This is a genomic window from Dietzia psychralcaliphila (assembly GCF_003096095.1).
In the GTDB taxonomy this organism is placed as follows: Bacteria; Actinomycetota; Actinomycetes; order Mycobacteriales; family Mycobacteriaceae; genus Dietzia; species Dietzia psychralcaliphila.
This window is the reverse complement of record NZ_CP015453.1, coordinates 1,434,674-1,456,998: the sequence shown is the minus strand read 5'-3', so window position 1 is coordinate 1,456,998 and position 22,325 is coordinate 1,434,674. Positions and strand designations below refer to the sequence as shown.

Annotated in this window: 19 protein-coding genes; 3 read left to right on the top strand and 16 right to left on the bottom strand. The window is 69.9% G+C overall.

Going from position 1 to position 22,325, the window contains the following annotated elements:
* Positions 1-6: 6 nt before the first annotated feature.
* The 6 genes from ilvA to lspA all read right to left on the bottom strand — a co-directional run bounded on the left by ilvA (position 7) and on the right by lspA (position 8,416).
* Entirely contained in the window at positions 7-1,281 is a 1,275-nt protein-coding gene (ilvA, locus tag A6048_RS06545) for a threonine ammonia-lyase IlvA (protein WP_107748323.1), read from the bottom strand.
* Between the two features lie 42 nt (positions 1,282-1,323).
* A complete protein-coding gene (dnaE, locus tag A6048_RS06540; RefSeq protein WP_107748322.1) occupies positions 1,324-4,878 on the bottom strand; it encodes a DNA polymerase III subunit alpha in 3,555 nt (1,184 codons plus the stop codon).
* Between the two features lie 33 nt (positions 4,879-4,911).
* On the bottom strand, positions 4,912-5,796 hold the full coding sequence (gene rarD / locus A6048_RS06535) for an EamA family transporter RarD (RefSeq protein ID WP_107748457.1): 885 nt from the start codon (positions 5,794-5,796) through the stop codon (positions 4,912-4,914).
* A gap of 88 nt (positions 5,797-5,884) precedes the next feature.
* A complete protein-coding gene (locus tag A6048_RS18230; RefSeq protein ID WP_162533926.1) occupies positions 5,885-6,751 on the bottom strand; it encodes a hypothetical protein in 867 nt (288 codons plus the stop codon).
* On the bottom strand, positions 6,748-7,674 hold the full coding sequence (locus A6048_RS06520; protein ID WP_107748320.1) for an RluA family pseudouridine synthase: 927 nt from the start codon (positions 7,672-7,674) through the stop codon (positions 6,748-6,750). The genes A6048_RS18230 and A6048_RS06520 overlap by 4 nt, the downstream gene beginning before the upstream one ends.
* Entirely contained in the window at positions 7,667-8,416 is a 750-nt protein-coding gene (gene lspA, locus A6048_RS06515; protein WP_107748319.1) for a signal peptidase II, read from the bottom strand. Before lspA ends, A6048_RS06520 begins: the two co-directional genes overlap by 8 nt.
* Positions 8,417-8,485: 69 nt before the next feature.
* On the opposite strand from lspA, the gene A6048_RS06510 reads away from it, so the two are divergent.
* Positions 8,486-9,484, top strand: a complete 999-nt coding sequence (locus A6048_RS06510; protein ID WP_107748318.1) for a hypothetical protein — start codon at positions 8,486-8,488, stop codon at positions 9,482-9,484.
* Between the two features lie 130 nt (positions 9,485-9,614).
* Here the strand turns inward: A6048_RS06510 and A6048_RS06505 are convergent, their stop codons facing one another.
* The gene (locus A6048_RS06505; RefSeq protein WP_107748317.1) at positions 9,615-10,109 is read right to left on the bottom strand and encodes a WKL family lipoprotein; all 495 of its coding nucleotides are present in this window, start codon (positions 10,107-10,109) and stop codon (positions 9,615-9,617) included.
* 165 nt (positions 10,110-10,274) lie between these two features.
* On the opposite strand from A6048_RS06505, the gene A6048_RS06500 reads away from it, so the two are divergent.
* A complete protein-coding gene (locus A6048_RS06500) occupies positions 10,275-11,342 on the top strand; it encodes an asparaginase (RefSeq protein ID WP_235027437.1) in 1,068 nt (355 codons plus the stop codon).
* 160 nt (positions 11,343-11,502) lie between these two features.
* Here the strand turns inward: A6048_RS06500 and A6048_RS06495 are convergent, their stop codons facing one another.
* The 7 genes from A6048_RS06495 to A6048_RS06465 form a co-directional block, all read right to left on the bottom strand.
* The gene (locus A6048_RS06495; protein ID WP_107748315.1) at positions 11,503-12,972 is read right to left on the bottom strand and encodes a DNA polymerase IV; all 1,470 of its coding nucleotides are present in this window, start codon (positions 12,970-12,972) and stop codon (positions 11,503-11,505) included.
* 33 nt (positions 12,973-13,005) lie between these two features.
* Entirely contained in the window at positions 13,006-16,200 is a 3,195-nt protein-coding gene (ileS, locus tag A6048_RS06490; protein WP_107748314.1) for an isoleucine--tRNA ligase, read from the bottom strand.
* A gap of 283 nt (positions 16,201-16,483) precedes the next feature.
* Positions 16,484-16,714: a hypothetical protein gene (locus A6048_RS06485; RefSeq protein ID WP_107748313.1), complete on the bottom strand. Its 231-nt coding sequence runs from the start codon at positions 16,712-16,714 to the stop codon at positions 16,484-16,486.
* 124 nt (positions 16,715-16,838) lie between these two features.
* Positions 16,839-17,759, bottom strand: coding sequence for a DivIVA-like cell division protein Wag31 (gene wag31, locus A6048_RS06480; RefSeq protein WP_107748312.1), 921 nt, complete (start codon positions 17,757-17,759; stop codon positions 16,839-16,841).
* 132 nt (positions 17,760-17,891) lie between these two features.
* A complete protein-coding gene (locus tag A6048_RS06475) occupies positions 17,892-18,191 on the bottom strand; it encodes a YggT family protein (protein WP_107748311.1) in 300 nt (99 codons plus the stop codon).
* A 70-nt stretch (positions 18,192-18,261) separates the two neighbouring features.
* Positions 18,262-18,960, bottom strand: a complete 699-nt coding sequence (locus tag A6048_RS06470; RefSeq protein WP_107748310.1) for a cell division protein SepF — start codon at positions 18,958-18,960, stop codon at positions 18,262-18,264.
* A 72-nt stretch (positions 18,961-19,032) separates the two neighbouring features.
* Complete coding sequence (locus A6048_RS06465; RefSeq protein WP_107748309.1) at positions 19,033-19,761, bottom strand: YggS family pyridoxal phosphate-dependent enzyme; 729 nt, start codon at positions 19,759-19,761, stop codon at positions 19,033-19,035.
* Between the two features lie 290 nt (positions 19,762-20,051).
* Here A6048_RS06465 and A6048_RS06460 point away from each other — a divergent pair, with 290 nt between their 5' ends.
* Positions 20,052-20,366 carry an META domain-containing protein gene (locus A6048_RS06460; protein ID WP_107748456.1) on the top strand — a complete coding sequence of 105 codons (315 nt, stop codon included), beginning with the start codon at positions 20,052-20,054 and terminating at the stop codon, positions 20,364-20,366.
* 28 nt (positions 20,367-20,394) lie between these two features.
* On the opposite strand, the gene pgeF is transcribed toward A6048_RS06460, so the two are convergent.
* Positions 20,395-21,117, bottom strand: coding sequence for a peptidoglycan editing factor PgeF (gene pgeF / locus A6048_RS06455; RefSeq protein ID WP_107748308.1), 723 nt, complete (start codon positions 21,115-21,117; stop codon positions 20,395-20,397).
* 8 nt (positions 21,118-21,125) lie between these two features.
* Positions 21,126-22,310: a cell division protein FtsZ gene (ftsZ, locus tag A6048_RS06450; RefSeq protein WP_107748307.1), complete on the bottom strand. Its 1,185-nt coding sequence runs from the start codon at positions 22,308-22,310 to the stop codon at positions 21,126-21,128.
* Positions 22,311-22,325: the final 15 nt, after the last annotated feature.

Genomic DNA, 22,325 nt, shown 5'->3' with positions numbered 1-22,325 from the left:
TCTCGATCAGGTCAGGTACTCGTACGCCGCCGTCCCGGGCTCGAGCTGCTCGCAGTCGATTCGGGAGGCGTCCATCCGCTCGAGCAGGGAGTGCAGCCCCGTGGCGGAGCCGAGCTCGATGCCCACCAGGGCGGCCCCGTACTCGCGATTGTTGCGCTTGAGGTACTCGAACTGGGTGATGTCGTCCTCCGGGCCCAGCACCTCGTCGAGGAAGCGGCGCAGCTGTCCTGGCTCCTGAGGGAACTTGACCAGGAAGTAGTGCTTGAGACCCTGGTGCACCAACGAGCGTTCGATGATCTCGCTGTACCGGGAGACGTCGTTGTTGCCGCCCGAGATGATGCAGACGACCGTCGCGCCCTCGTCGATGTCGAGCTGGTCCAGCGCCGTGACCGCGAGCGCGCCGGCGGGCTCGGCGATGATGCCCTCGTTCTGGTAGAGCTCGAGCATCGCGGTGCACACCGCACCCTCGTCCACCGTGAGGACCTGGATCCGCTCGGTCATCGACGCGATCACCCCGAACGGGAAGTCGCCGAGACGGGCCACCGCCGCGCCGTCGACGAAGGTGTCCACGGTGTCGAGGGTGACCGGCTCCCCCGCCTCGAGAGCCCTGGTCAGCGAGGGTGCGCCCGCGGGCTCCACCGCGATGACCTTGCAGTCGGGGGCGTACTCGGCCAGATATGTGGCGAGGCCTCCGACCAGTCCGCCGCCGCCGACGGGCACCACCACGGCGTCGGGGAGCTCGTCGAGCTGCGCCAGGATCTCCGCCGCGATGGTTCCCTGGCCGGCCATGGTGTCCGGGTGGTCGAACGGCGGGACCATCGTGGCGCCGGTGCGCTCGGCATCGGCGCGAGCGGCGGTCTGGGCCGCGTCGAAGTTGACTCCGGTGACCACCAGCTCCACCCAGTTGCGTCCGTGGGCGAGGATCCGGTCGCGCTTCTGCTTGGGGGTGTTGGTGGGGACGTAGATGCGGCCATTGATCCCGAGGCTCCGGCAGGCGAAGGCCACGCCCTGGGCATGATTGCCCGCGCTCGCCGTCACCACGCCCGCGCTGCGCTGGTCGCCGGTCAACTGCGACATCAGGTTGTAGGCGCCACGGATCTTGTACGACCGGACCGCCTGCTGATCCTCGCGCTTGAGCAGGATCTTCGCGCCGGTCTGCTCGCTCAGCCGCTCGCTCGGGTGCAGATCGCTGGCGAGGATCACGTCGCCGATACGGCGGGCGGCGATGTCGATGTCGTCGGGGGTCACTACCTGGGTCGCGGCGGAATCGGTGACGGTCACGACGACCAGTGTCCCACCGCGCCGGTTGTCACCGCCAACTGGTCATCCGGTGAGGCAACCCGGCCCGAGCAGCGCCTTGAGATCCCCCATGAGAGAGGACGACGTCTCGACCCGCAGATGATCGTCCAGCCGCAACACCGTGGAGGAACTCCCGTTGACCAGCCGCAGGTGGACATCGGAGGGCCCGGGATGCCGCCCGAGGACCTGTTTGAGGGCGGTGACGGTCTCGATGGTGCACATGCGCGTGGGCAGCGTCAGCGCCAGCGGGGCGCCGTTGCCCCCCACGACCAGGTCCGGCACCTCGAGGGTGTCGCCGAAGACGGAGACGCGGTCCTCGCGGATGTTGATGCGCGCCTTGACCAGGACGACCGCGTCCTCGGCGATGTCGAGGGCGGCGAGTCGATACGTCTTGGGGAAGAAGAGCACCTCGACGCTGCCGTGGAAGTCCTCGATGGTGACGATCGCCCACGGCTCGCCGTTCTTGTTGACCCGACGGTCCACCCCGGAGATGATCCCGCCGATCGTCACGGCGGTGCCGTGGGGGAGTTCTCCCTCGTGGATGGTGGCGATCGACGTGTCGGTCTTGGCCGCGAGCGCGGACTCCAGTCCGTCGAGCGGGTGGCCGGAGACGTACAGCCCGAGCATCTCCCGCTCGAGCGCCAGTTTCTGTTTGATGTCCCATTCCTCGTCGGGGACCCGCACCGCGAACACGTCGCTGAAGGCGGAGGCGCCCCCCGCGTCGTCTCCGTCTCCCCCGCCGAACAGGTCGAACTGGCCCACCGCCTCGGCCTTCTTGGTGGACATGACCGATTCGACCGCATCGGCGTGGACCAGGAACAGTCCCTTGCGGGGATGCTCGAGGGAATCGAACGCCCCGGCCTTGATCAGGGACTCCGTGACCTTTTTGGTGCACGCGGTCTGGTCGATCTTGGCCAGGTAGTCGGAGAAGTCGGTGAACGCCCCCTTCTCCTTACGCGCGGTCACGACGGAGTCCACGACATGGGAGCCGACGTTGCGAACCGCGCCCATACCGAAGCGGATGTCCGTGCCGACCGACGCGAAGTTGGTCAACGACTCGTTGACGGATGGCGGTAGCACCTTGATGCCCATCTGACGGCAGTTGGACAGGTACAGCGCAGCCTTGTCCTTGTCGTCACCCACGGAGGTGAGCAGGGCGGCCATGTACTCGGCCGGATAGTTGGCCTTGAGGTAACCGGTCCAGAAGGAGACCAGCCCGTAGCCGGCGGCGTGGGACTTGTTGAACGCGTACGAGGCGAAGGGTTCGATGGTGCCCCACAGTGCGTCGACCGCAGCTTTGGAAAAGCCCCGCTCGAACATGCCGCCGGAGAACTTCTCGTACTCGGCGGCCAGGACCTCGGCCTTCTTCTTGCCCATGGCCTTACGGAAGCCGTCGGCCTCACCGGCCGTGTATCCCGCGAGCTCGCGGGAGATGGCCATGATCTGCTCCTGGTACACGATCAGGCCGTGGGTCTCCCCGAGGATGACCTTGAGCGGTTCCTCCAACTCCGGGTGGATGGGGGTCAGCTCCTGTTTGCCGTTCTTGCGGTCGGCGTAGTTCCAGTGCGTCCCCATCCCCATCGGGCCGGGTCGGTACAGGGCGAGCGCGGCCACGATGTCGTTGAAGCCGGTGGGCTTCATCCGCTTGAGCAGCTCGCGCATGCCGCCGGAGTCCAGCTGGAACACGCCCAGGGTGTCGCCGCTGGCCAGCAGGTCGTAGGTCGCCTGGTCGTCGGTACTGAGCGTGTCGAGGTCGATGTCCTCGCCGCGGTTGCTCTTGATGTTCTCCAGGCAGTCGCCGATCACCGTGAGGTTGCGAAGGCCCAGGAAGTCCATCTTGAGCAGGCCGATGTCCTCACACGAGGGGTAGTCCCACCCGGTGATGAGGGCCCCGTCCTGCGCCCGCTTCCACATGGGGATCACGTCGAGCAGCGGCTCGGACGACATGATCACGGCGCACGCGTGGACACCCGCCTGGCGGACCATGCCCTCCAGTCCGCGGGCCGTGTCGTAGATCCGCTTGACGTCCGGGTCGGTCTCGATGAGTTGGCGGACCTCCGAGGCCTCGCCGTACCGCTCGTGCTTGGGGTCGGTGATGCCCGAGAGGGGGATGTCCTTGGCCATGACCGCGGGGGGCAGGGCCTTGGTGATCCGGTCGGCGATCGCGTATCCGGGCTGGCCGAAGTTCACGCGGGCGGCGTCCTTGATGGCGGCCTTGGTCTTGATGGTGCCGAACGTGATGACCTGGGCGATCTTGTCGGCGCCCCACTTGTCGCTGGCGTAGCGGATCATCTCGCCACGGCGACGGTCGTCGAAGTCGATATCGATATCCGGCGCGGACGGGCGTTCCGGGTTGAGGAACCGCTCGAACAGCAGTCCGTGCTCGATCGGATCGATGTTGGTGATCTTGAGCGCGTACGCCACGAGCGCACCCGCGGCGGACCCCCGGCCCGGGCCGACCTTGATGCCGATGGAGCGGGCGTACTCGATGAGGTCACCGACCACCAGGAAGTACCCGGGGTACCCCTTGCCCTTGATCACCTCGAGCTCGAACTCCGCGCGGTCCAGGTACTCCTGGGGAACCCCCGCGGGGAAGCGCCACTCCAGGCCCTTGTGAACCTCCCGGGCCAGCCAGGTGTCCTCCGTCTCGCCCTCCGGCACGGGGAACTTGGGCATCCGGTCCTTGGGGGCCCAGATCTCGTCGTAGGGCTGGACCCGTTCGGCCACCCACAGTGTGTTGTCGCAACCACCAGGGACCTCGGTGTCCCACTGGGCGCGCATCTCGGCCGCGGACTTGAGGAAGTACCCGTCGCCGTCGAACTTGAAACGGTTCTCGTCGGCGAGGGTCTTACCCGTCTGCACGCACAGCATCGCCTCGTGCGCGTGGGACTGCTCGCGGGTGACGTAGTGGCAGTCGTTGGTCACCAGCGGGGGCATCCCCAAATCCTTGCCCAGCTTGAGCAGGTCCTCCCGGACCCGTCGCTCGATGTCGATGCCGTGGTCCATGAGCTCCAGGAAGAAGCTGTCCTTCCCGAAGATCGACTGCCACTTCTCGGCCGCCTCGTACGCCTCCTTGTGATGGCCCAGGCGCAGGCGCGTCTGGATCTCGCCGGAGGGGCAGCCCGACGTGGCGATGATCCCCTCGGAGTGCTCGGCCAGGATCTCGGCGTCCATCCGGGCCCACTTGCCCAGCTGGCCCTCGTACGAGGCCAGCGAGGACAGCAGGAACAGGTTGCGCAGACCTGTGGCGTTCTCGGCGACCATGGTCATGTGGGTGTAGGCGCCCGAGCCGGCGACGTCGTCGCTCTTCTGGTGCTTCTCGCCCCACAGCACGCGCTTCTTGTTGAACCGCGACTCGGGGGCGACATACGCCTCGATCCCGATGATCGGTGTGATCCCGGTCTTCTTGGCCTGCTTGTAGAAGTCCGAGGACCCGTACATGTTGCCGTGGTCGGTCATGCCCACCGCGGGCATCCCGAGCCTCTTGGCCTCCGCGAACATCGGGTTGATCTGCGCCATCCCGTCGAGCATCGAGAACTCGGTGTGATTGTGCAGATGCACGAACTGGGATCCGCCCACGCAGCATTCCTCCTACGGCTTGTCCGGCCCAGTCTAGGTCGGTTCTACGACACGACCCGAAACGCCAGCACGGGCCGAGCGTGGCGACCTCCCGGCCAGCGTGAACGCGATCACGGCCACCCAGATCAAGGCGAAGCCCGCCCACTGCACGGCGTCCAGTCGCTCTCCCACCACCAGCAGTCCCCAGGCCATCTGGAGTACCGGGATGATGTACTGCAGCATGCCCACGGTGGCCAGCGGGATCCGTTGGGCGGCCGCCGCGAACAGGAGCAGCGGCACCACCGTCACCAGGCCGGAGGTGGCGAGCAACGCCGAGTGTCCCACCCCCTGTCCGGTGAACGTGCCCGCGCCGGTCGCCCCCAGCCATCCCAACACGACGAGCGCGAGCGGGGCGATGATCAGCACCTCACCGGTCATCCCCACCACCGGGTGCACCCGCAGCTTCTTCTTGAAGACCCCGTACAGGCCGAAACTCGCCGCGAGGAGCACCGAGAGGTACGGGAAGTGTCCGTACCCCACGGTCAGGACGCCCACGGCGACGACGGCGAGGGCCACCGCGAGCACCTGTGGGCGGTTCAGTCGTTCGCGGAAGACCAGGACTCCAAGGAGGACGCTCACCAGGGGGTTGATGGTGTAGCCCAGCGCGGCCTCGGTGACCCGTTCGGAGTTGACCGTGTAGACGTACACACCCCAGTTCACGGTGATGAACGCGGCGGCGCCGGCGATCCTGGCCCACGAGAGGCGGTCGAGCGCCCACAGCTCTCGCCACCGTCGCATCACGGTGAGCACCACCGCCATGATCACCAGTGACCACACGATGCGGTGGCCCACGATCTCGACCGCACCGGCGGGCTCGAGCAGTGGGAAGAACGCCGGGAAGAATCCCCAGATCGTGTACGCGAGAACCCCGGAGAGCATCCCGACCGCCACCGACCGGTCGGCGGGAACCTGCTCGCGGATCGTCCCGCCGTCCTCGTTCACCCGCGCAACCCTAGCCCCGGAGGGTTCAGGTCGGCGGCACCGGAGCGTCGTCGGGCAGCGGCGACGCGGCGTCGACCTGCTGGGGCTGGAGGGGACGGACGGCGAAGCGCTCCCACACCGCGTCGGCGGGCAGTGCCTCGACGGCCCGCACCCACGGCTGTTCGGCCACGGCTCGGAGCTGAGCCGGGGTGCCCCGCGCGAGCAGGCCCACGATCGCCGGCGCCCCGGATCGGAGCCGCGAGACTGTGAGCGCGTTGGTCGCCGCCGCACGGCCGGCGTCGGGCGGGCTCGGAACCCCGGGGCCAGCGGGGTCGACGCCGTCCAGTCGCTGCACCACGTTCCGGAGGCCGCGGTCGAACACCGGCTCCCGGCCCGCCTCCCCTGCGACCGGCTCGGCGAGCGTCACGCCGGTCACGGGCATCGCGACGCCGTCGACCGGCACCTGGACATAGAGACCGGAGACGCGGGGAAGCTCCCGGACCACGCCTGCGGCCTCGGGAACCGTCCACGCCCATCCCGCTGTGATGAGCGCCCACCGGGGTGCATCAGCGTCAACATCGCCATTGGCGGCGTCGCCGTTGGCGGCGTCGCCGTTGCCGTCGCTGTCTCGTCCGCCGTCGCTGGCGCTGGCGCTGTCGCTGTCGCCGTCGTCGTCGTCGCCGTCGCCGTCGAGGGAGCCGGCGGCACGCGCGAGGTAGTCGTCGACCAGTTCGCCGTTCTCCGGGCCCAGCGAATCGCTCATCACCCCTGGGCTGCGCGGCAGCTCGGTACGCAGCGCGGTGAGGAGGGCGACCAGTGCCAGGACGATCACCACACCGACGCCCGCGATCTTCACGATCCGCAGGCCGGCCGATCGGGGGGTCGCCCGACCGGTGCCCGCGGGGCTGCTCACGCCGGGCGGAGGGCGTCCAGCGCGAGCTGGAGGTCGTCGGGGTAGGAGCTGGTGAAGTCCACGCGCTCACCAGTGCCCGGGTGGTCGAACCCGAGTCCCACCGCGTGCAGCCACTGCCGCTCCAGTCCGAGCCGCTTGGCCAGCACCGGGTCGGCGCCGTAGGTCAGGTCGCCGGCGCACGGGTGGTGCAGGGCCGAGAAGTGCACACGGATCTGGTGGGTGCGCCCGGTCTCCAACTTCACCTGGACCAGCGTGGCGGCCTGGTGAGCTTCGAGCGTGTCGTAGTGGGTGATGGAATGCTTGCCGTCGGAGGTCACCGCGAACCGCCAGTCGTTGGAGGTGTGGCGACCGATGGGGGCGTCGATCGTCCCGGACAGCGGATCGGGATGCCCCTGGACCAGCGCGTGGTAGGTCTTGTCGACTGTGCGGTCGCGGAACGCCCGCTTGAGCAGCGTGTACGCGCGCTCCGAGGCCGCCACCACCATCAGGCCCGAGGTGCCCACATCGAGGCGGTGGACGATCCCCTTGCGCTCCGGCGGCCCGGAGGTCGAGATGCGGTACCCGGCTGCCGCCAGGCCCCCGATCACGGTGGGTCCGGTCCAGCCCACGGAGGCGTGCGCGGCCACGCCGACGGGTTTGTCGACGACGACGAGGTCCGCGTCCGAGTAGATGACCGCCATCCCCTCCACCGGCTCCGCGACCACCGCGGGTTCGGCCCGCGGATCGGGCATCTCGACCTCGATCCATGACATCCCGGTGAGCTTGTCGGACTTGCCCACGGCCCGGCCGTCGACCAACACCTTGCCCTCACCGGCGAGGTCGGCCACCGCCGTCCGCGAAATCCCGAGGAGGCGGGAGATTCCCGCGTCGACCCGCATCCCGTCGAGACCGTCAGGGACGGGGAAGGTGCGGAGTTCACCCATCAGTGCCGCCCTTGCCGCGCTGGCCGTCGGTGTCTCTACCGTCACCGCCGAGCTGGCCGTCGCTATCTCTACCGTCACCGCCGAGCTGGCCGTCGCTATCTCTTCCGTCACCGCCGAGCTGGCCGTCGCTATCTCTTCCGTCGCTGCCGTCCTTGCCGTCGAGACTGTCCGTCGCGGCGGCGGCGTTCTCATCCGGCCCACGCGAGCCGTCGAACTCCACTCCCCTGAACACGGCGACGGCCACCACGATCACACCGACGACCAGACTCGAGTCGGCGATGTTGAACACCGGCCACCATCCCACCGAGACGAAGTCCACCACGTGGCCGCGCAGCACCCCGGGCGAGCGGACGTACCGGTCGATGAGGTTGCCTGCGGCACCTCCCAGGATCAGGCCGAGACCCCACGCCCACCACCGCGAATGGACCTGTCGCGAGAACCACAGCAGCCCCGATACGACCACGGTGGCCACGACGCTGAGCACCACGGTGAACTCGGTGCCCATCGAGAACGCGGCACCCGGGTTGCGCAGTAGGAGCAGACGCACCGTGTCTCCGACGATCTGGACCGGCGGACCGCCCTCCAGCGCGGCCACTGCGATCACCTTGGTGATCTGATCGGCGATCACGATCACCGCGGCGATCACCAGCATGACCACCGGCCCGGCTCGGAAGAAGTGGGCGCGTGCGCCCTCGGGCATCGGTCCCGGCGCGTCGGACCGCGTCCCGTTGGTCTCCGTCATGCGGTCCAGTATCCCTGATCCCCCGGCGGGCCCGGGTGTCGGTGGGGTGACCCTCTAGGCTCGGGGATCGTGAACCCCCGAACACCCCTTGCCTCCGGCCGTGCCCGACCCACGCGAGCCGGTCGCCGACTACTCGTCACCGCCCTGGCTGCTGCGCTGGTCGCCTCCACGGCAGCGTGTTCGGACGGCGGAGACTCCCCCGGCGACGACGCGGTCAACTCGCAGGAGGAGCAGGCTCTGGAACCGGCGGTGGAGGTGGACCCCGGCCCCGCCCCCACTGTGGAGCTCCTCGACGAGGGCTCCGGAGAACTGCGGGTGTTGGCCTACGCCCCGTCACGCGAGCCGGTGACCGTCGCCGTCACCAGGTCCGCGACTGCTCGCACGACCGTGCCGGGCGCGGAGCCGAGGATCGACGAGACCCCCGAGCAGACCCTGACCGTCGAGGGGTTGTCGGAGCCGGATGTCGACGGCGCCCAGCGGGCCACCGTCACGGCACGGGAGTTCACCTCCGTGGACGAGCTCCGCTCGGCCCAGTTCGCCACCGCTCCCGGGTTCGCGGTCACATGGACCCGGAGTGCCGACGGCATCGTGCGCGGTCTCTCCCTGGAGGCGCCGGCCACCGCGACGGACGCGGCCCGAGCCGGCGTGGAGATCACCGCCAACGCGGTGTCGGACGCGACCGTCGCGTGGCCGACGGAGGCGATCGGGGTGGGCGCCAGATGGACCGTCACCCGCACCGTCGACGACGCGGTGGCCCCGACGCGGGTCGTCACCTACGAGCTGACGGCCCTCGACGGCGACGTGGCGACCGTCGACATGGAGGCGAGTGCGCCCGATACCGCCGAGACCCTGGACGCACCGGCTCCCGACAGTGGCCCGGGCGTCACGTTGGAGGTCGAGGCATACGAGGTCGAGGGCTCGGGAGAACTCACCGTGGACCTACGGGCGCCTCTGCCGGTGGACGGAACGACCGAGTCCTCGACGCGTGCCGTCTACGTGGACCCGGAGTCGGGCCGACGGACGACGTACGACGAGGACTCGGTCCTGGAGTTCCGCCGCGCCGACTAGAACTGCCGGCCAGAACTGCCGGCCAGAACTGCCGACTAGAACCGCCGGCTGGAGCCGCGGGCGGAATCTCGGCCGGTCAGACCTGTCGGTCTCCCAGCGGCGCGGACTGCGTCCGCGCCGCTCCAGGAGATCAGGCGACCTGGCAGGTGGCCGGCGGCTGGAGCCCGGCGTTGGTGATGAGCGCGCAGGCGAAGGACTGCTGCAACTGCCACTGGCCGCCCTGCTGGATGAACTGCGCCTGGACGTTGATGTCTTCCTGTCCGGGCTGCATGATCACCGCGTTGGCGATGAGTGTCCCGGGGATGTCGCCCTCGGCGGCACCGGTGATGGTCACGTCGGCACCCTGTTCGGCCTTGAGGGCCGCGATCTGGTCGAAGAGTTCGGGCGCCTCGGCGCCGCCCTCCACCAGGTTGACCTTCTCCTCCAGCGGCACCGTCGGGTCGGAGGCCCGGTCGAGCAGCTGGGACAGCTCCTCGGCAGTGGGCACGGTCTCGGGCTCCTGCTCGGTGGCCGTAGGGGCCGGTGCCGTGTTCGGCCGGGTGTCATCGTCCCCGCCGCATGCGGCGAGTCCGCCCAGGGCGAAGGCGGACAGGGAGACTGCGGCGATGGTCCGTCGAAGACTCACGCATGGTCCTTTCGTCGTGATGGGCGATCGTCGTGTCGCTCGATCGTCTGTGGTGTTCGGCTAGCGGGGCCGTTCACCGGCCCAACGAGCACTGACGCGCCATTGTTCCACCGACCACGGCCCGGGTGGTTGACGACGAGTCCCGAGCCCACCACTGTGGACCGGGTGAACAGCGTCGAGACCAGCACCGATACCCCCCACGTCGTGATCTGCACCACCGGTGGCACGATCACCGCCTCCACGGCGCCGGGAGGTGTGGTGGTGGCAGGCGACTCGGACGTGGCCACGCAGGCCATGCTCGACGAGCTCCGCACGGTGCTGCCCGCCTCGGTACGGGTGAGCGCCCGAGCAGTGCTGGACGCCGACTCGTCGACGTTCGGCCCTCCGGAATGGGACCGCCTCGTCGACGTGGTCGCGGACGTCCTCGCCGATCCGGGCGTGTCCGGGGTGGTGGTGGCCCACGGGACCGACACCCTCGAGGAGACGGTCATGGCGCTGGACCTCCACCACACCGACCCCCGCCCGGTGGCGGTCACCGGTGCGCAGCTGCCCGCCGACCACCCCAAATCCGACGGACCCGCCAACCTCCTCGACGCGGTGCTGCTCGCGGCCGACCCGGTCTCACGTGGCCTCGGCGTCCTGGTGGTCCTGGGGCGGGCGATCCTCCAGGCCCGAGGGGTACGGAAATGGCACACCACGGAGCCGGTCGCCTTCGCCCGCAACGCCCCGGACACGCCCGTCGAGGGCCTGCCCCCGGAACTCGAACGACCCACCCTTCCCGGCCGAGCCCGATTCACCGGCACCCGGGTGGACGTGGTGTCCTGCCCGCCCGGCTCCGACGCCGTGGCTTTGGGGGCCTGTGTCGATGCCGGTGCCCGGGGGCTAGTCCTCGAGGGGTCCGGGTCCGGAAACCTCCCCCCACTCGTCGCCGAGGCGGTGACGGAACTGTCGGTCGAGCGCCCGGACATCGTGGTGGTGACCGCGAGCCGTGTGCCGCGAGGCGAGGCGACAGCCACCTACTCGGGACCCGGCGGGGGCGCCGAACTCGCGAAGCGGGGCGTCCTGAGCAGCGGATACCTGCGCTCCGCTCAGGCGCGGGTGCTGCTCACAGCGTTGCTCTCGCTCGCCGACACCAATGCGGGAGCCGGCGCGGAGGCCGGGGCGGATGCCAGCCCGGAGGCCGGTGCAGCCGCGGTCCGCAGACAGTGGTCCCGATACCACCTCTACAGCTGAGGAGCAGACCCACGCCTCTACGGCCCCGCCTCGATGCCTCCTCAGCTTGCGCTGGCTGTTCGTCCGGTTGGTCTGGAGTGACGCTGGTTCGGTCCAGACACGCAGCGCACCCGGGACGGAGCCAGGGCAGAGCCGCAGCGCACCCGGGACGGAGCCGGGGTCACCAGCCGAGGGAGTCCAATGGGTCGGCGACCTCGAGCCTTGGGTCGTCGTCGGCGAAGGTCCGCATCCGACCGGGCCCGGTGACCGCGGTCTCGAACCGGACCGACACCCGGCCGTGGCCGGAGCCCTGGACCCAGCCGTGGCCGAACTCGGGATGACGCACGTCCGAGCCGGTCCGGAACCTCTCCTCCTGCCCCCGCCGCCACGCCCCGATCGCCGGGAGCGGGTGGAGGGCGTCGTCCGCGGCCGCGGTCCCGGCTGCGGCCGCGGTCCCGGCCGCGGCTGCGTCGTCGTCGTTGTCGTTGTCGGTCGTGACAGTGGTACCCACCCCCACGATGTCGGGGAGGTCCTCGTCCTCGTCGTGGGCGGGGACGTGCCGCGCCCCGGGGAGGAACTCCTGCTCGAACAGTGCGTCCTGGTGGATCTCGGTGAGTCCCGAGAGGCCCACTCCCAGCAACCGGATCGCGCCGAAGTCCAGAGGGTCGGGGGCCAGCGACCGTGCCACGGCGACGATGGTCTCCAGAGACGAGGTCCCCGCCGAGAGGGTGTAGGAGCGCGTGATCGACGTGAAGTCCGTGCGCTTGACCTTGACCGTCACGGTCCGGGCTGCCCGCCCGTCGCCCAGCAGCCGCCGGTGCGCCCCCTCCGCCGACCTGCGCACCGCCACGGCCACCTGGCCGGCGGTCGTGAGATCGGCCGCGAAGGTGCTCTCGGCGCTGATCTGCTTGGCCTCGGCCCGCTCGTGCACCGGCCTGTCGTCGTACCCCCGCGCGATCCGGGCGATCGCGGGCCCCACCGTCCTGCCGAGGGCGTGGACCACGTCGTCGTCGTCCATCGCCGCCAGATCCCCGATGGTGGCGATCCCGAACTGGGACAGCCGCTCCCCCGCCACCGGCCCCACGCCCCATAGACTCCGGACCGGCAGCGGGTCGAAGACCCGGGCGTGGTCCCGACGGTGCACCACCGCGACCCCGTCCGGCTTGGCCAGCTCGGAGGCGATCTTGGCGTACTGCTTACCCGCGCCCGCCCCCACCGAGGCCGGCAGGCCGGTGGCCTCGCGTATCGCCGCCCGCAGGTCCTGCGCCCATTGGCGGGTCCGCTCGACGTCGGCGCCACGCAGCTCGGGAGGTTCGAGGAAAGCCTCGTCCACCGAGACCTGCTCGACCACCGGGGCGTGCTCGGCGAACACCTCGAACACCCGGCGGCTCAGCGCGCGGTAGACCGCCATGCGCGGGAACACGAAGACGGCCGAGGGGCCCACGAGTCGCCTCGCCTGGTGGGAGGGCATGGCCGAGCGTGCACCACGGGCGCGGGCCTCGTAGGAGCACCCCGCCACCACGCCGCGACCCCCCACACCTCCCACGAGCACCGGCCGACCCCGCAGGGTCGGCCGGGTGAGTTGCTCGCAGGAGGCGAAGAAGGCGTCCATGTCCACGTGCAGGACCCAGCGGTCCTGCCCGTCAGCCATGTCGGATCCCGTCTCGGCTCTGAACCGGCGCGATCAGACCCGGGCCAGCGTCATCCTGACCCCCTCGGCGAGCTCGGCGGGGTCACCGTCGCCCGGGTTCAGCGCGTCCACCACAGCGAAGTCCGTGGCCAGGACCTCCCCGGCGATCAGCTGGGCGTGGCGGTCGGCCCACTCCCGGCGGGTCGCAGGGACCTCCAGCCGCACCCGGATGCGGTCGGAGATGTCGAACCCGGCGCCGCGCCGGGCCTCCTGGATCTCGCGGATCCGGTCCTTGGCCCAGCCCTCCGCCTCCAGCTCCTCGGTGACGGTCAGGTCCAGCACCACCAGTCCGGCCCCGCCCGGCAGCGCCGCCGTGGACTCCGGGTCGGCGGCCACCAGACGGTGCTCGTACTCGCCCTCCTGCAGCTGCACGCCGCCGGCGGTGACCACGCCGTCGGTCTCGGACCAGTCCCCGGTTTTGGCCGCCTTGATGCACGCCTGCACCTGCTTGCCCAACCGCGGCCCCGCGGCGCGGGCGTTGACGGCCAACTCCATCCGCCCGTGGGCGGCCACGTCGCTGGTCAGGTGGACGTGCCGCACGTTGACCTCGTCGGCGATGATCCCGGCGAACGGCTCGAGCCGCTCGGCGTCAGGCATCGCCACGGTGAGCGAGTTGAGTGGCAGGCGTACCCGCAGCTGCTTGGCCTTGCGCACCGAGGAGACGGTCGAACACACCGACCGCACGGCCTCCATCGCCTCGACCAACCCGGCATCACGCGGCAGCTCGTCGGCGGCCGGCCAGTCCACCAGGTGCACCGATTCCTCGCCGGTCAGCCCCGTCCACACGACCTCCGACATGAGCGGAAGCAGCGGGGCCGCGAGCCGCATGGTGGTCTCGAGCACCGTGTAGAGCGTGTCGAACGCATCGCGGGAGTCCTGACCCGACGACTCCCCCGCCCAGAACCGGGACCGGGACCGGCGCACGTACCAGTTGGTCAGGGCGTCGGCGAACTGCCGCAGCTCGTCGCAGGCGGTGGCGATGTCGGTGACGTCCAGGGCCTCGGTCATCGCGTCCCGGGTGGTGGCCAACCGGGACAGGATGTAGCGGTCCAGGACGTGCCGGGAATCGGTGCGCCACGTGGCCCGCTCAGCGGCGTACAACTGCAGGAAGCTGTAGGAGTTCCACAGCGGCAGCATCGCCTGTCGCACGCCCTCGCGGATGCCCTGTTCGGTCACCACCAGATTGCCGCCCCGGAGGATGGGCGAGCTCATGAGGAACCACCGCATGGCGTCGGAGCCGTCGCGGGCGAAGACCTCGTTGACGTTGGGGAAGTTGCCCTTGGACTTGCTCATCTTGAGGCCGTCGTTGCCCAGCACGATCCCGTGCGCGGCGACGTGCGTGAACGCCGGGCGGTCGAACAACGCCGTGGCCAGCACGTGCAGTGTGTAGAACCAGCCGCGGGTCTGGCCGTTGTACTCGACGATGAAGTCGCCCGGATTATGGGTCTCGAACCACTCCTTGTTCTCGAACGGGTAGTGGACCTGCGCGAACGGCATGGACCCGGACTCGAACCAGCAGTCGAACACGTCCGCCACCCGGCGCATGGTGGACTTGCCGGTCGGGTCGTCGGGGTTGGGACGGGTCAGTTCGTCGATGTACGGACGGTGCAGATCGGTGGGCCGCACCCCGAAGTCGGCCTCGAGCTCGTCGAGCGAGCCGTACACATCCACGCGCGGGTAGGCCGGGTCGTCGGACTCCCATACGGGTATCGGCGCGCCCCAGTACCTGTTCCGGTTGATGTTCCAGTCCCGCGCGCCCTCGAGCCACTTGCCGAACTGTCCGTCGCGCACGTGTTCGGGCATCCAGGTGATGTGCTCGCGGTTGAGCTCGACCATGCGGTCCCGGAACGCGGTGACCTTGACGAACCAGGCCGGCAGCGCCATGTAGATGAGCGGCTGTCCGGATCGCCACGAGTGCGGGTAGGAGTGCTCGATGGTCTCGTGACGGATCAGGCGCCCCGCGGCGCGCAGGTCTCGCGAGATGGGCGCGTTGGCGTCGAAGACCAGCTGACCCGCGTACGGCGGCACCTCGGCGGTGAACTTGCCGTCGGGGCCGACCGGGATCACCAACTCGATGCCCGCCGCGTCGCAGGCGTCCTTGTCCTCCTCGCCGAAGGCGGGGGCCAGGTGGACGATGCCGGTGCCCGATTCCGTGGTGACGTAGTCGGCCGAGAGCATGACGTGGGCGCCCGCGTGGCCACTGAAGAAGTCGAACGGCGGGACGTAGGCCAGGCCGACCAGTTCGGTGCCCTTCGCCGTGGCCACGACCTCGGCGTCCTCGCCGAACTCGGGGGCGTACACCCCCCGGCGGGCCTCGGCCACGACGAAGCGGCGGCCGGCGAGCTCACCGGAGTTCACCTGCACCACGCAGTAGTCGATGTCGGGGTGGACGGCGGCGGCCAGGTTGGACGGCAGGGTCCAGGGGGTGGTGGTCCAGACCAGGGCCTCGGCGCCGTGGAACGGGCTGGACTGCGGCGCCTCGAGCGGCAGGCCGACGGTGACCGCAGGATCCTGACGCATCTTGTACGCGTCGTCCAACCGGGTCTCCTGGTTGGACAGGGGCGTCTGCTCGTACCAGGAGTACGGCAGCACGCGGAAACCCTTGTAAACCAGTCCCTTGTCGTGGAGCCGCTTGAAGGCCCACAGGACGGACTCGGTGAAGTCGATGTCCAGCGTCTTGTAGTCGTTCTCGAAGTCCACCCAGCGGGCCTGGCGGTGGACGTACTCCTCCCACTCGTCGGTGTAGCGCAGGACCGACTTCTCACAGGCGGAGTTGAACTCGGCCAGACCCATCTCGAGGATCTGCGACTTCTCGGTGATCCCCAGCTGCTTCTCCGCCTCGAGCTCGGCCGGAAGACCGTGGCAGTCCCAGCCGAAGCGGCGCTCGACCAGGTAGCCGCGCATGGTTCGGTAGCGCGGGATCACGTCCTTGACGTACCCGGTGAGCAGATGCCCGTAGTGGGGTAGGCCGTTGGCGAACGGGGGTCCGTCGTAGAAGACGTACTCCTCTGCGTCCGCCCGTCTGCGGACGGACTCCCGGAAGGTGTCGCGCTCGTCCCAGCGGGCCAGGACGGTCTCCTCGAGGGCGGGGAACGAGGGCGACTGTGCGGCCGTCCCGCCGGTGAGGTCGAGAATCGGGTACGCGCTACCCGTTGCGGTGGGCTCGGTGTTCACGGACTCGGTGCTCATGTGGGGCGGACTCCTCGCGGTACGGGCCCGCACGAGTTGGCAACCGTGGGGCCGACAGGCCTGCGCTCGGGGACGATCCGGACACGACTGGCGCGTCCGTCCGCGGTACCACCCCGTTTGACGACGACAGTGCGACGCCCACTCGTGGGTCGGGGGCTCAGCCGGGATCCCCCGTTCGGTTCTACTGAGCCGACCCCAACACGGGACCGGCCGTTCTTCCGAGCGCTCCCCGGTGATGGCCGGATCGCAGCGCGTCCGGCTCACCGCCGGACATGGGCTGATGTTACCTGTCCGTGTGGGTTCCCGCCTCTTCCGCCTCGCCCGCCACGCCGGACGGGCCCTGCCCCGACCCGTCGCGCGACGCTCTACCGCGGATGAGGTCCATGACCAGCAGCAGAAGCCCCAGAGCCCCGACCGCGATGCAGGCCCAGGCCCACCCGATCTGACCGGTGGCCACGGCGGACACGAGGAAGGCGAAACCGAGAATCGTCAGTCCTAGTGCGGCGACGAGCATGCGGTCCTCCTGCAGTGGGGCGAGTCATGGGGCGCACCTGCTCCCGGGCGGACCCACACCCCGAATATACGTCGGTCCCCGCACCCTGGGCAGGGGCGGGGACCGGACGGATCAGAGCGGAGGACTACTCGGCGCGGTGGCCGCCGTCCTTCTTGGAGCTCTGCTCGGGCGCACCGGCGTTCTCCGCCGGAGCGGACGGGGCCGCTGACCCGGACTTGCCGAGTTCGGAGAGCTGATTCTCGAGGTAGCTGGTGAGCCGACTGCGGTAGTCCTTCTCGAAGGTCCGCAGCTGATCGATCCGACCCTCGAGCACGCCACGCTGCTGGTTGATGGTGGCCATGATCTCGGTGTGCTTGCGCTCCGCGTCGGCCTGCAGTGCGTCGGCCTTCGCCTGCGCCTCCTTGATCTGCTGATCCGAGCGCGTCTGGGCGTCCTTGACGATCCCGTCCGACTTGCTCTTGGCCTCACCGAGGATCTTGTCGGCCTCCTTGCGGGCGTCGCCGACCATCTTCTCCGACTGGGACTTGGCGTCGCCGACGAGGCGATCGGACTCGCCGCGGGCCTTGGCCATGAGTCCGTCGGACTCCTTCTTGGCCTCCCCGGTGAGACGGTCCGCCATCTCCTGCGCCATCGCGAGGACACGGGCCGCCCGCAGATGGGTGTCCGAGTTGGCGGCACCGCTGTCCTCGCTCTTGGCGAGAGAGGGGGTGGCTGCGGCGGGAGCCGGAGCAGGGGTCGGGGCCGGGGTCGGCGCCGGGGCGACGGGCGCGGCGGCCTGCGGCTCCTCGACACGGCCGGCACCCGATCCGCTCGCGGAGTCACCGGAGGCCTTGTCGGTCTTGTCCGCTGCCTTGCGGGCCTTCTCGAGGTCCTTGTTCAGCTCCTCGACACGCTGACGGAGGTCGTCGTTGTCCTCCACGAGCTTTCCGAGCTCCTCCTCGACCAGGTCGAGAAACTGGTCGACCTCATCCTCGTTATAGCCCCGCTTACCGATCGGTGGCTTTGAGAACGCGACGTTGTGCACATCGGCTGGAGTCAAGCGCATGGGATACCCCTCGTGATCGTCTCGGGTGCCGGCCCGGCGTTCTCGAACCGGACCCACGACATCATTACTACCTTAACGCGTGCCAATCTAGTCACATTCGGCCCGCGCGTCACCAGCGGCCCGCTACGCGGCTCACGCGACGCTTGTCATCATGATCCGCAGGATCAACTGGATAACGATGATGATCACGAAGAGGACCAGGACCGACAGATCCAGGGAGACCTGGCCGATCCGAACAGGCTTGATCACCTTACGCAGCGCCTTGACCGGCGGGTCGGTGATGGTGAACAACCACTCGAGGACGACGGCCACGAAACCACGGGGGTTCCAGCCGCGGGAGAAGGAGGCGATCATCTCCACGACGATCCTGGCGAGCAGCAGATACCAGAAGACCTGGGTGATGATGTATAGGACCAGCAGGGTTTCACGCACGAGACAACCCTACTGGCACTGGTCGGTGTCGCGCCGCGGGCACCCGGTCAGGCGGGGTGGGCACCAGCGATCAGCGACGGAACGCGCCGTTGACGGCGTCGCGGATCTCGGCCTCGGTGAGGTCCATGCCGGCGGGCTGGAGGAGGAAGGTGCGCTCCCGGTCGGAGACCTTCTCCATGCGGCCGTCGAGACCGAACACCAGTCCGGCGGCGAAGTCGACCATGCGGCGGGCGTCACCGGAGGCCATGGTGGACAGGTCGAGCACCACGGCGCGGCCGGCGCGGAAGTGCTCACCGAGGCTCTTGCCGTCGCCGAATCCACGCGGACGCTCGACCACGGTCTCGGGAAGGGTCACCAGGCCGTCCTCGACGAAGTCCTCCTCCGGAGCCAACGCGACGGCGCCACGGCTGACCGGCACTCCGCGCAGCGAGGCACGGGCCCCCGCCTCGGCGGCGTGGTAGCGACGCGGGCGCGGAGCGGGCTCGTCGAGCCCACCGCGTTGCCGGCGGTCGGGGACGTGGTCCTCGACGGGGTCCAGGTCCGCGAGTCGGGGCCGGGGCGATGCCTCGTCGCCGTATCGGTCGGCCGCGTATCCGTAGTCCTCGCGACGATCGCGTGCGACGGGACCGAGGTCATCGGTCTCGTGCAGTGCACGGGAGCCGCGGATGTCGTGGTGGACCGGGCGGTCGTAGTCGTCCAGGTACTCGTCCTCGTACGCCGCGACGGGCGCCATTCCGAAGTACTCCTTGAACCGGGCGATTGCGCTCATCTTCCGGGGACCTTCCTGATGCGGGTCGTCGCGGGCCGTTCCTCGTGGGGAGATGCCCCACGATGCTGGACCTCAAACTACTGGTCGCGGTCCCAGGATCGCCGTTCCGACACGCACGCACGTCGAACCGGCGGCTATCGCGGACTCCAGATCGCCGGACATCCCGGCGGAGAACTCGTCGGCCCCCGGATGGTCGCGACGCAGCGCCTCCGCCACCCGTGCGGCGTCGGCGAAGTGGACGGCCGGCGCCCCCTCCAACGGGGGCACCACCATGAGTCCGGCCAATCGCACGTGTTCCAGACCGGCGACGTGATCGGCGAGTCCCGGGAGGTCTTGGCGGGCCACCCCACCGCGTGAGGTGTCACCGTCCAGGCTCAGCTGGAGGAGGAGGGGCAGCACCCCGGTGCGCTCCCCTTCCGCAGCGGCCCGGGCTCGGCCCTTCTCGAGCCCGTTCGCGACCTTGACCGAGTCCACCGAGTGCACGCGGTCGGCCCAACCGGCCACGGCGGCGGCCTTGTTGGACTGGATGTGGCCGATCATGTTCCACCGCACCGCGGCCGCCAGCTCCGGGTCCGCGGCCGACAGGTCGGCCACCTTCGCGGCCGCCTCCTGAACGCGGTTCTCACCCAGGTCCCGGACCCCCAGGCGGGCCAGCCGCACGACGTCGCCGACGGGGTGGAACTTGGTGACCACCACGAGGTCGACCCCGTCCTGACGGCCCGCCGCAGCCAGCGCCGCATCGAGCCGCTCCCTGGTCTCGGCGAGCCGCGTGGACAGCTCCTCGGATCGGGGATCAGACACGGGGTGCGGCCGCCGGACGGGTACATCGATGCATGTCGGTAACCTATCGGAGTCGCCCGACCGGTCGCCACCCGCTTGCCGCGCGCCGATCACGGGGCGACGCGAGTCGCCCCGTGTTAGCTTCGGCTCGCGACGCACCCCCACGGTCGGTTCGCGGAGAGGCGGTCACCATGTTCCGCTCGTTCACCCCTCGTCACCGCCGGAAGCCGGTGACGGACGGGGTCGCCGCCGGAGCCGCGCCCCCTCGGCTGACGACCTGATCCGCCGTGTCCGACTCAGCTGAACCCGACATGGCTGAACCCGAACCAGCCGAACCCGTCTCAGCCGTGGGTACCTGGGGCGAGGGCGCCGAGAACCAGCCGCAGCTCGTCCTCTCCGAAGACGGGTCGCTCGGGGGCACTGACGGCTGCAACCGGCTGTTCGGGAGTTGGGAGCAACACGGGGATGTCGTCTCCTTCGAGGAGGTCGGCTCCACGATGATGGCCTGCCCCGATGTGCAGACCTGGCTCGCCGGGCTCGACTCCGCCCGGGTCTACGGCGACACCCTCCACGTGGTCAACGCCTCCGGCATCGAGATCGGCACCCTGGTCAGGGCATCGGAGTAGACACGTGCGCGAGGCCCGGCGGGACCGGTCAGGCCTGGCGCCAGATCACACTGGCCTGCCGCCCGGTGCGACCCTGCCGCCGATAGGAGAAGAGGGAGTCGTCGGCGATGGTGCACCGCGGATCGGTATCCACGCGGACCACGCCGAGCCCGGCGAGTTGCCGGGTGAGTCCCGCGCGCAGATCCACCCCGGTCGTCCCGTCGACGGTCCGGGTGCGGCTGCCCGGCAGCGCCGCCTCCACCTGGTCCGCGAGGTCGTCGGGGAGCTCGTAGTGCTGCCCCGCAGCCGCCGGCCCGAGCAGGACCGTGATCCGCTCGGCGCGGGCGCCCAACGAGGTCATGGCACCGATCAGCGAGGTGACGATCCCGCCGACGGCACCGACCCGGCCCGCGTGGACGGCGCCGATGACCCCGGCCTGCTCGTCCGCGGCGAGCACCGGGACACAGTCGGCGCTCAGCACCGCCAGGGCCAACCCGGGCCGGTCCGTGACGAGTCCGTCGGTCGCCGGGACGGCTCCACCCGTCGAGCGGGTGACCCGGGCGATCCTTGTGCCATGGACCTGGTCCATCCACACCACGTCCGAGGCCGGCAGCCCGAGACGGCGGGCGAGCCGGGCCCGGTTGGCCGCCACCGCGGCCGGGGCGTCGCCGACGTGGTCACCGAGGTTGAACGAGTCGAAGTCCCCGGTGGAGGCCCCGCCGCGGCGAGTGGTGATGACCCGACGGACGCGCCCGGGACTATGGGTGGACACGGCCCGGCTCAGTGCCGCATGAAGGGGGGGACGTCGATGTCGTCGTCCTCGTCCCGGCGGCGCGAGCCCTGTGAACCGGCGGCGGACTGACCCGACTCCCGGCGCTCCTCGCGTCGGCCACCGTCGAGAGGAGTCGATCCGAGTCCGGAGGCGCCGCCGGTGTCGCCGGAGGCGCCCGGGACCGACTCGTCGTCGTCCAGGTGGTGGCGACCGCGTCGCGGCTGACCCGTTCCGGAGGTCTGACGGGATCCACCCTCGAACCCGGCCGCGATGACGGTCACCCGCACCTCGTCGCCGAGAGAGTCGTCGACGACGGTTCCGAAGATGATGTTGGCGTCGGGGTGCGCTTCCTCCTGGACGAGGGTCGCGGCCTCGTTGATCTCGAACAGGCCCAGGTCGCTGCCGCCGGCGATCGACATGAGGACACCCTTGGCGCCCTCCATCGTGGTCTCCAGGAGCGGCGAGTTGATGGCGGCCTCCGCGGCCTTGTAGGCCCTGCCCTCACCCCGTGAGGAACCGATGCCCATGAGCGCGCTGCCGGCTCCGGACATGACGCCCTTGACGTCGGCGAAGTCGACGTTGATCACGCCGGGGGTGGTGATGAGGTCGGTGATCCCCTGCACGCCGTTGAGGAGGACCTCGTCGGCGGTCTTGAAGGCCTCCATCATGGACACGCCCGCGTCCCCGAGCTGGAGCAGACGATCGTTCGGGATCACGATGAGGGTGTCGCAGGCCTCGCGAAGGCCCTCGATCCCCGCTTCGGCCTGTCCCCCGCGACGCTTGCCCTCGAAGGAGAACGGGCGGGTCACGACGCCGACGGTGAGCGCACCGAGCTTGCGCGCGATGGCCGCGACGACCGGCGCGCCACCGGTGCCGGTGCCGCCGCCTTCTCCGGCCGTGACGAAGACCATGTCCGCCCCTTTGAGGACCTCTTCGATCTCGTCCTTGTGGTCCTCCGCCGCCTTGCGGCCGACCTCCGGGTCGGCACCGGCACCCAGGCCGCGGGTCAGTTCGCGACCGACGTCGAGCTTGACGTCGGCGTCGGACATGAGCAGCGCCTGCGCATCGGTGTTGACCGCGATGAACTCGACGCCCTTGAGGCCCTCGTCGATCATCCTGTTCACGGCGTTGACTCCGCCGCCCCCGATTCCGACGACCTTGATGACTGCGAGGTAGTTGTGCGGTGAGCTCATCGAGGCCCGGCCTTC

Bases quoted from the DNA above. Each gene is read 5' to 3' on its own strand.
- rarD (WP_107748457.1), bottom strand. From the start codon at position 5,796: ATGCTCTCCGGGGTTCTCGCGTACACGATCTGGGGATTCTTCCCGGCG.
- A6048_RS06520 (WP_107748320.1), bottom strand. From the start codon at position 7,674: ATGGGTGAACTCCGCACCTTCCCCGTCCCTGACGGTCTCGACGGGATG.
- lspA (WP_107748319.1), bottom strand. From the start codon at position 8,416: ATGACGGAGACCAACGGGACGCGGTCCGACGCGCCGGGACCGATGCCC.
- A6048_RS06495 (WP_107748315.1), bottom strand. From the start codon at position 12,972: ATGGCTGACGGGCAGGACCGCTGGGTCCTGCACGTGGACATGGACGCC.
- ileS (WP_107748314.1), bottom strand. From the start codon at position 16,200: ATGAGCACCGAGTCCGTGAACACCGAGCCCACCGCAACGGGTAGCGCG.
- A6048_RS06485 (WP_107748313.1), bottom strand. From the start codon at position 16,714: ATGCTCGTCGCCGCACTAGGACTGACGATTCTCGGTTTCGCCTTCCTC.
- wag31 (WP_107748312.1), bottom strand. From the start codon at position 17,759: ATGCGCTTGACTCCAGCCGATGTGCACAACGTCGCGTTCTCAAAGCCA.
- A6048_RS06470 (WP_107748310.1), bottom strand. From the start codon at position 18,960: ATGAGCGCAATCGCCCGGTTCAAGGAGTACTTCGGAATGGCGCCCGTC.
- A6048_RS06460 (WP_107748456.1), top strand. From the start codon at position 20,052: ATGGCTGAACCCGAACCAGCCGAACCCGTCTCAGCCGTGGGTACCTGG.
- ftsZ (WP_107748307.1), bottom strand. From the start codon at position 22,310: ATGAGCTCACCGCACAACTACCTCGCAGTCATCAAGGTCGTCGGAATC.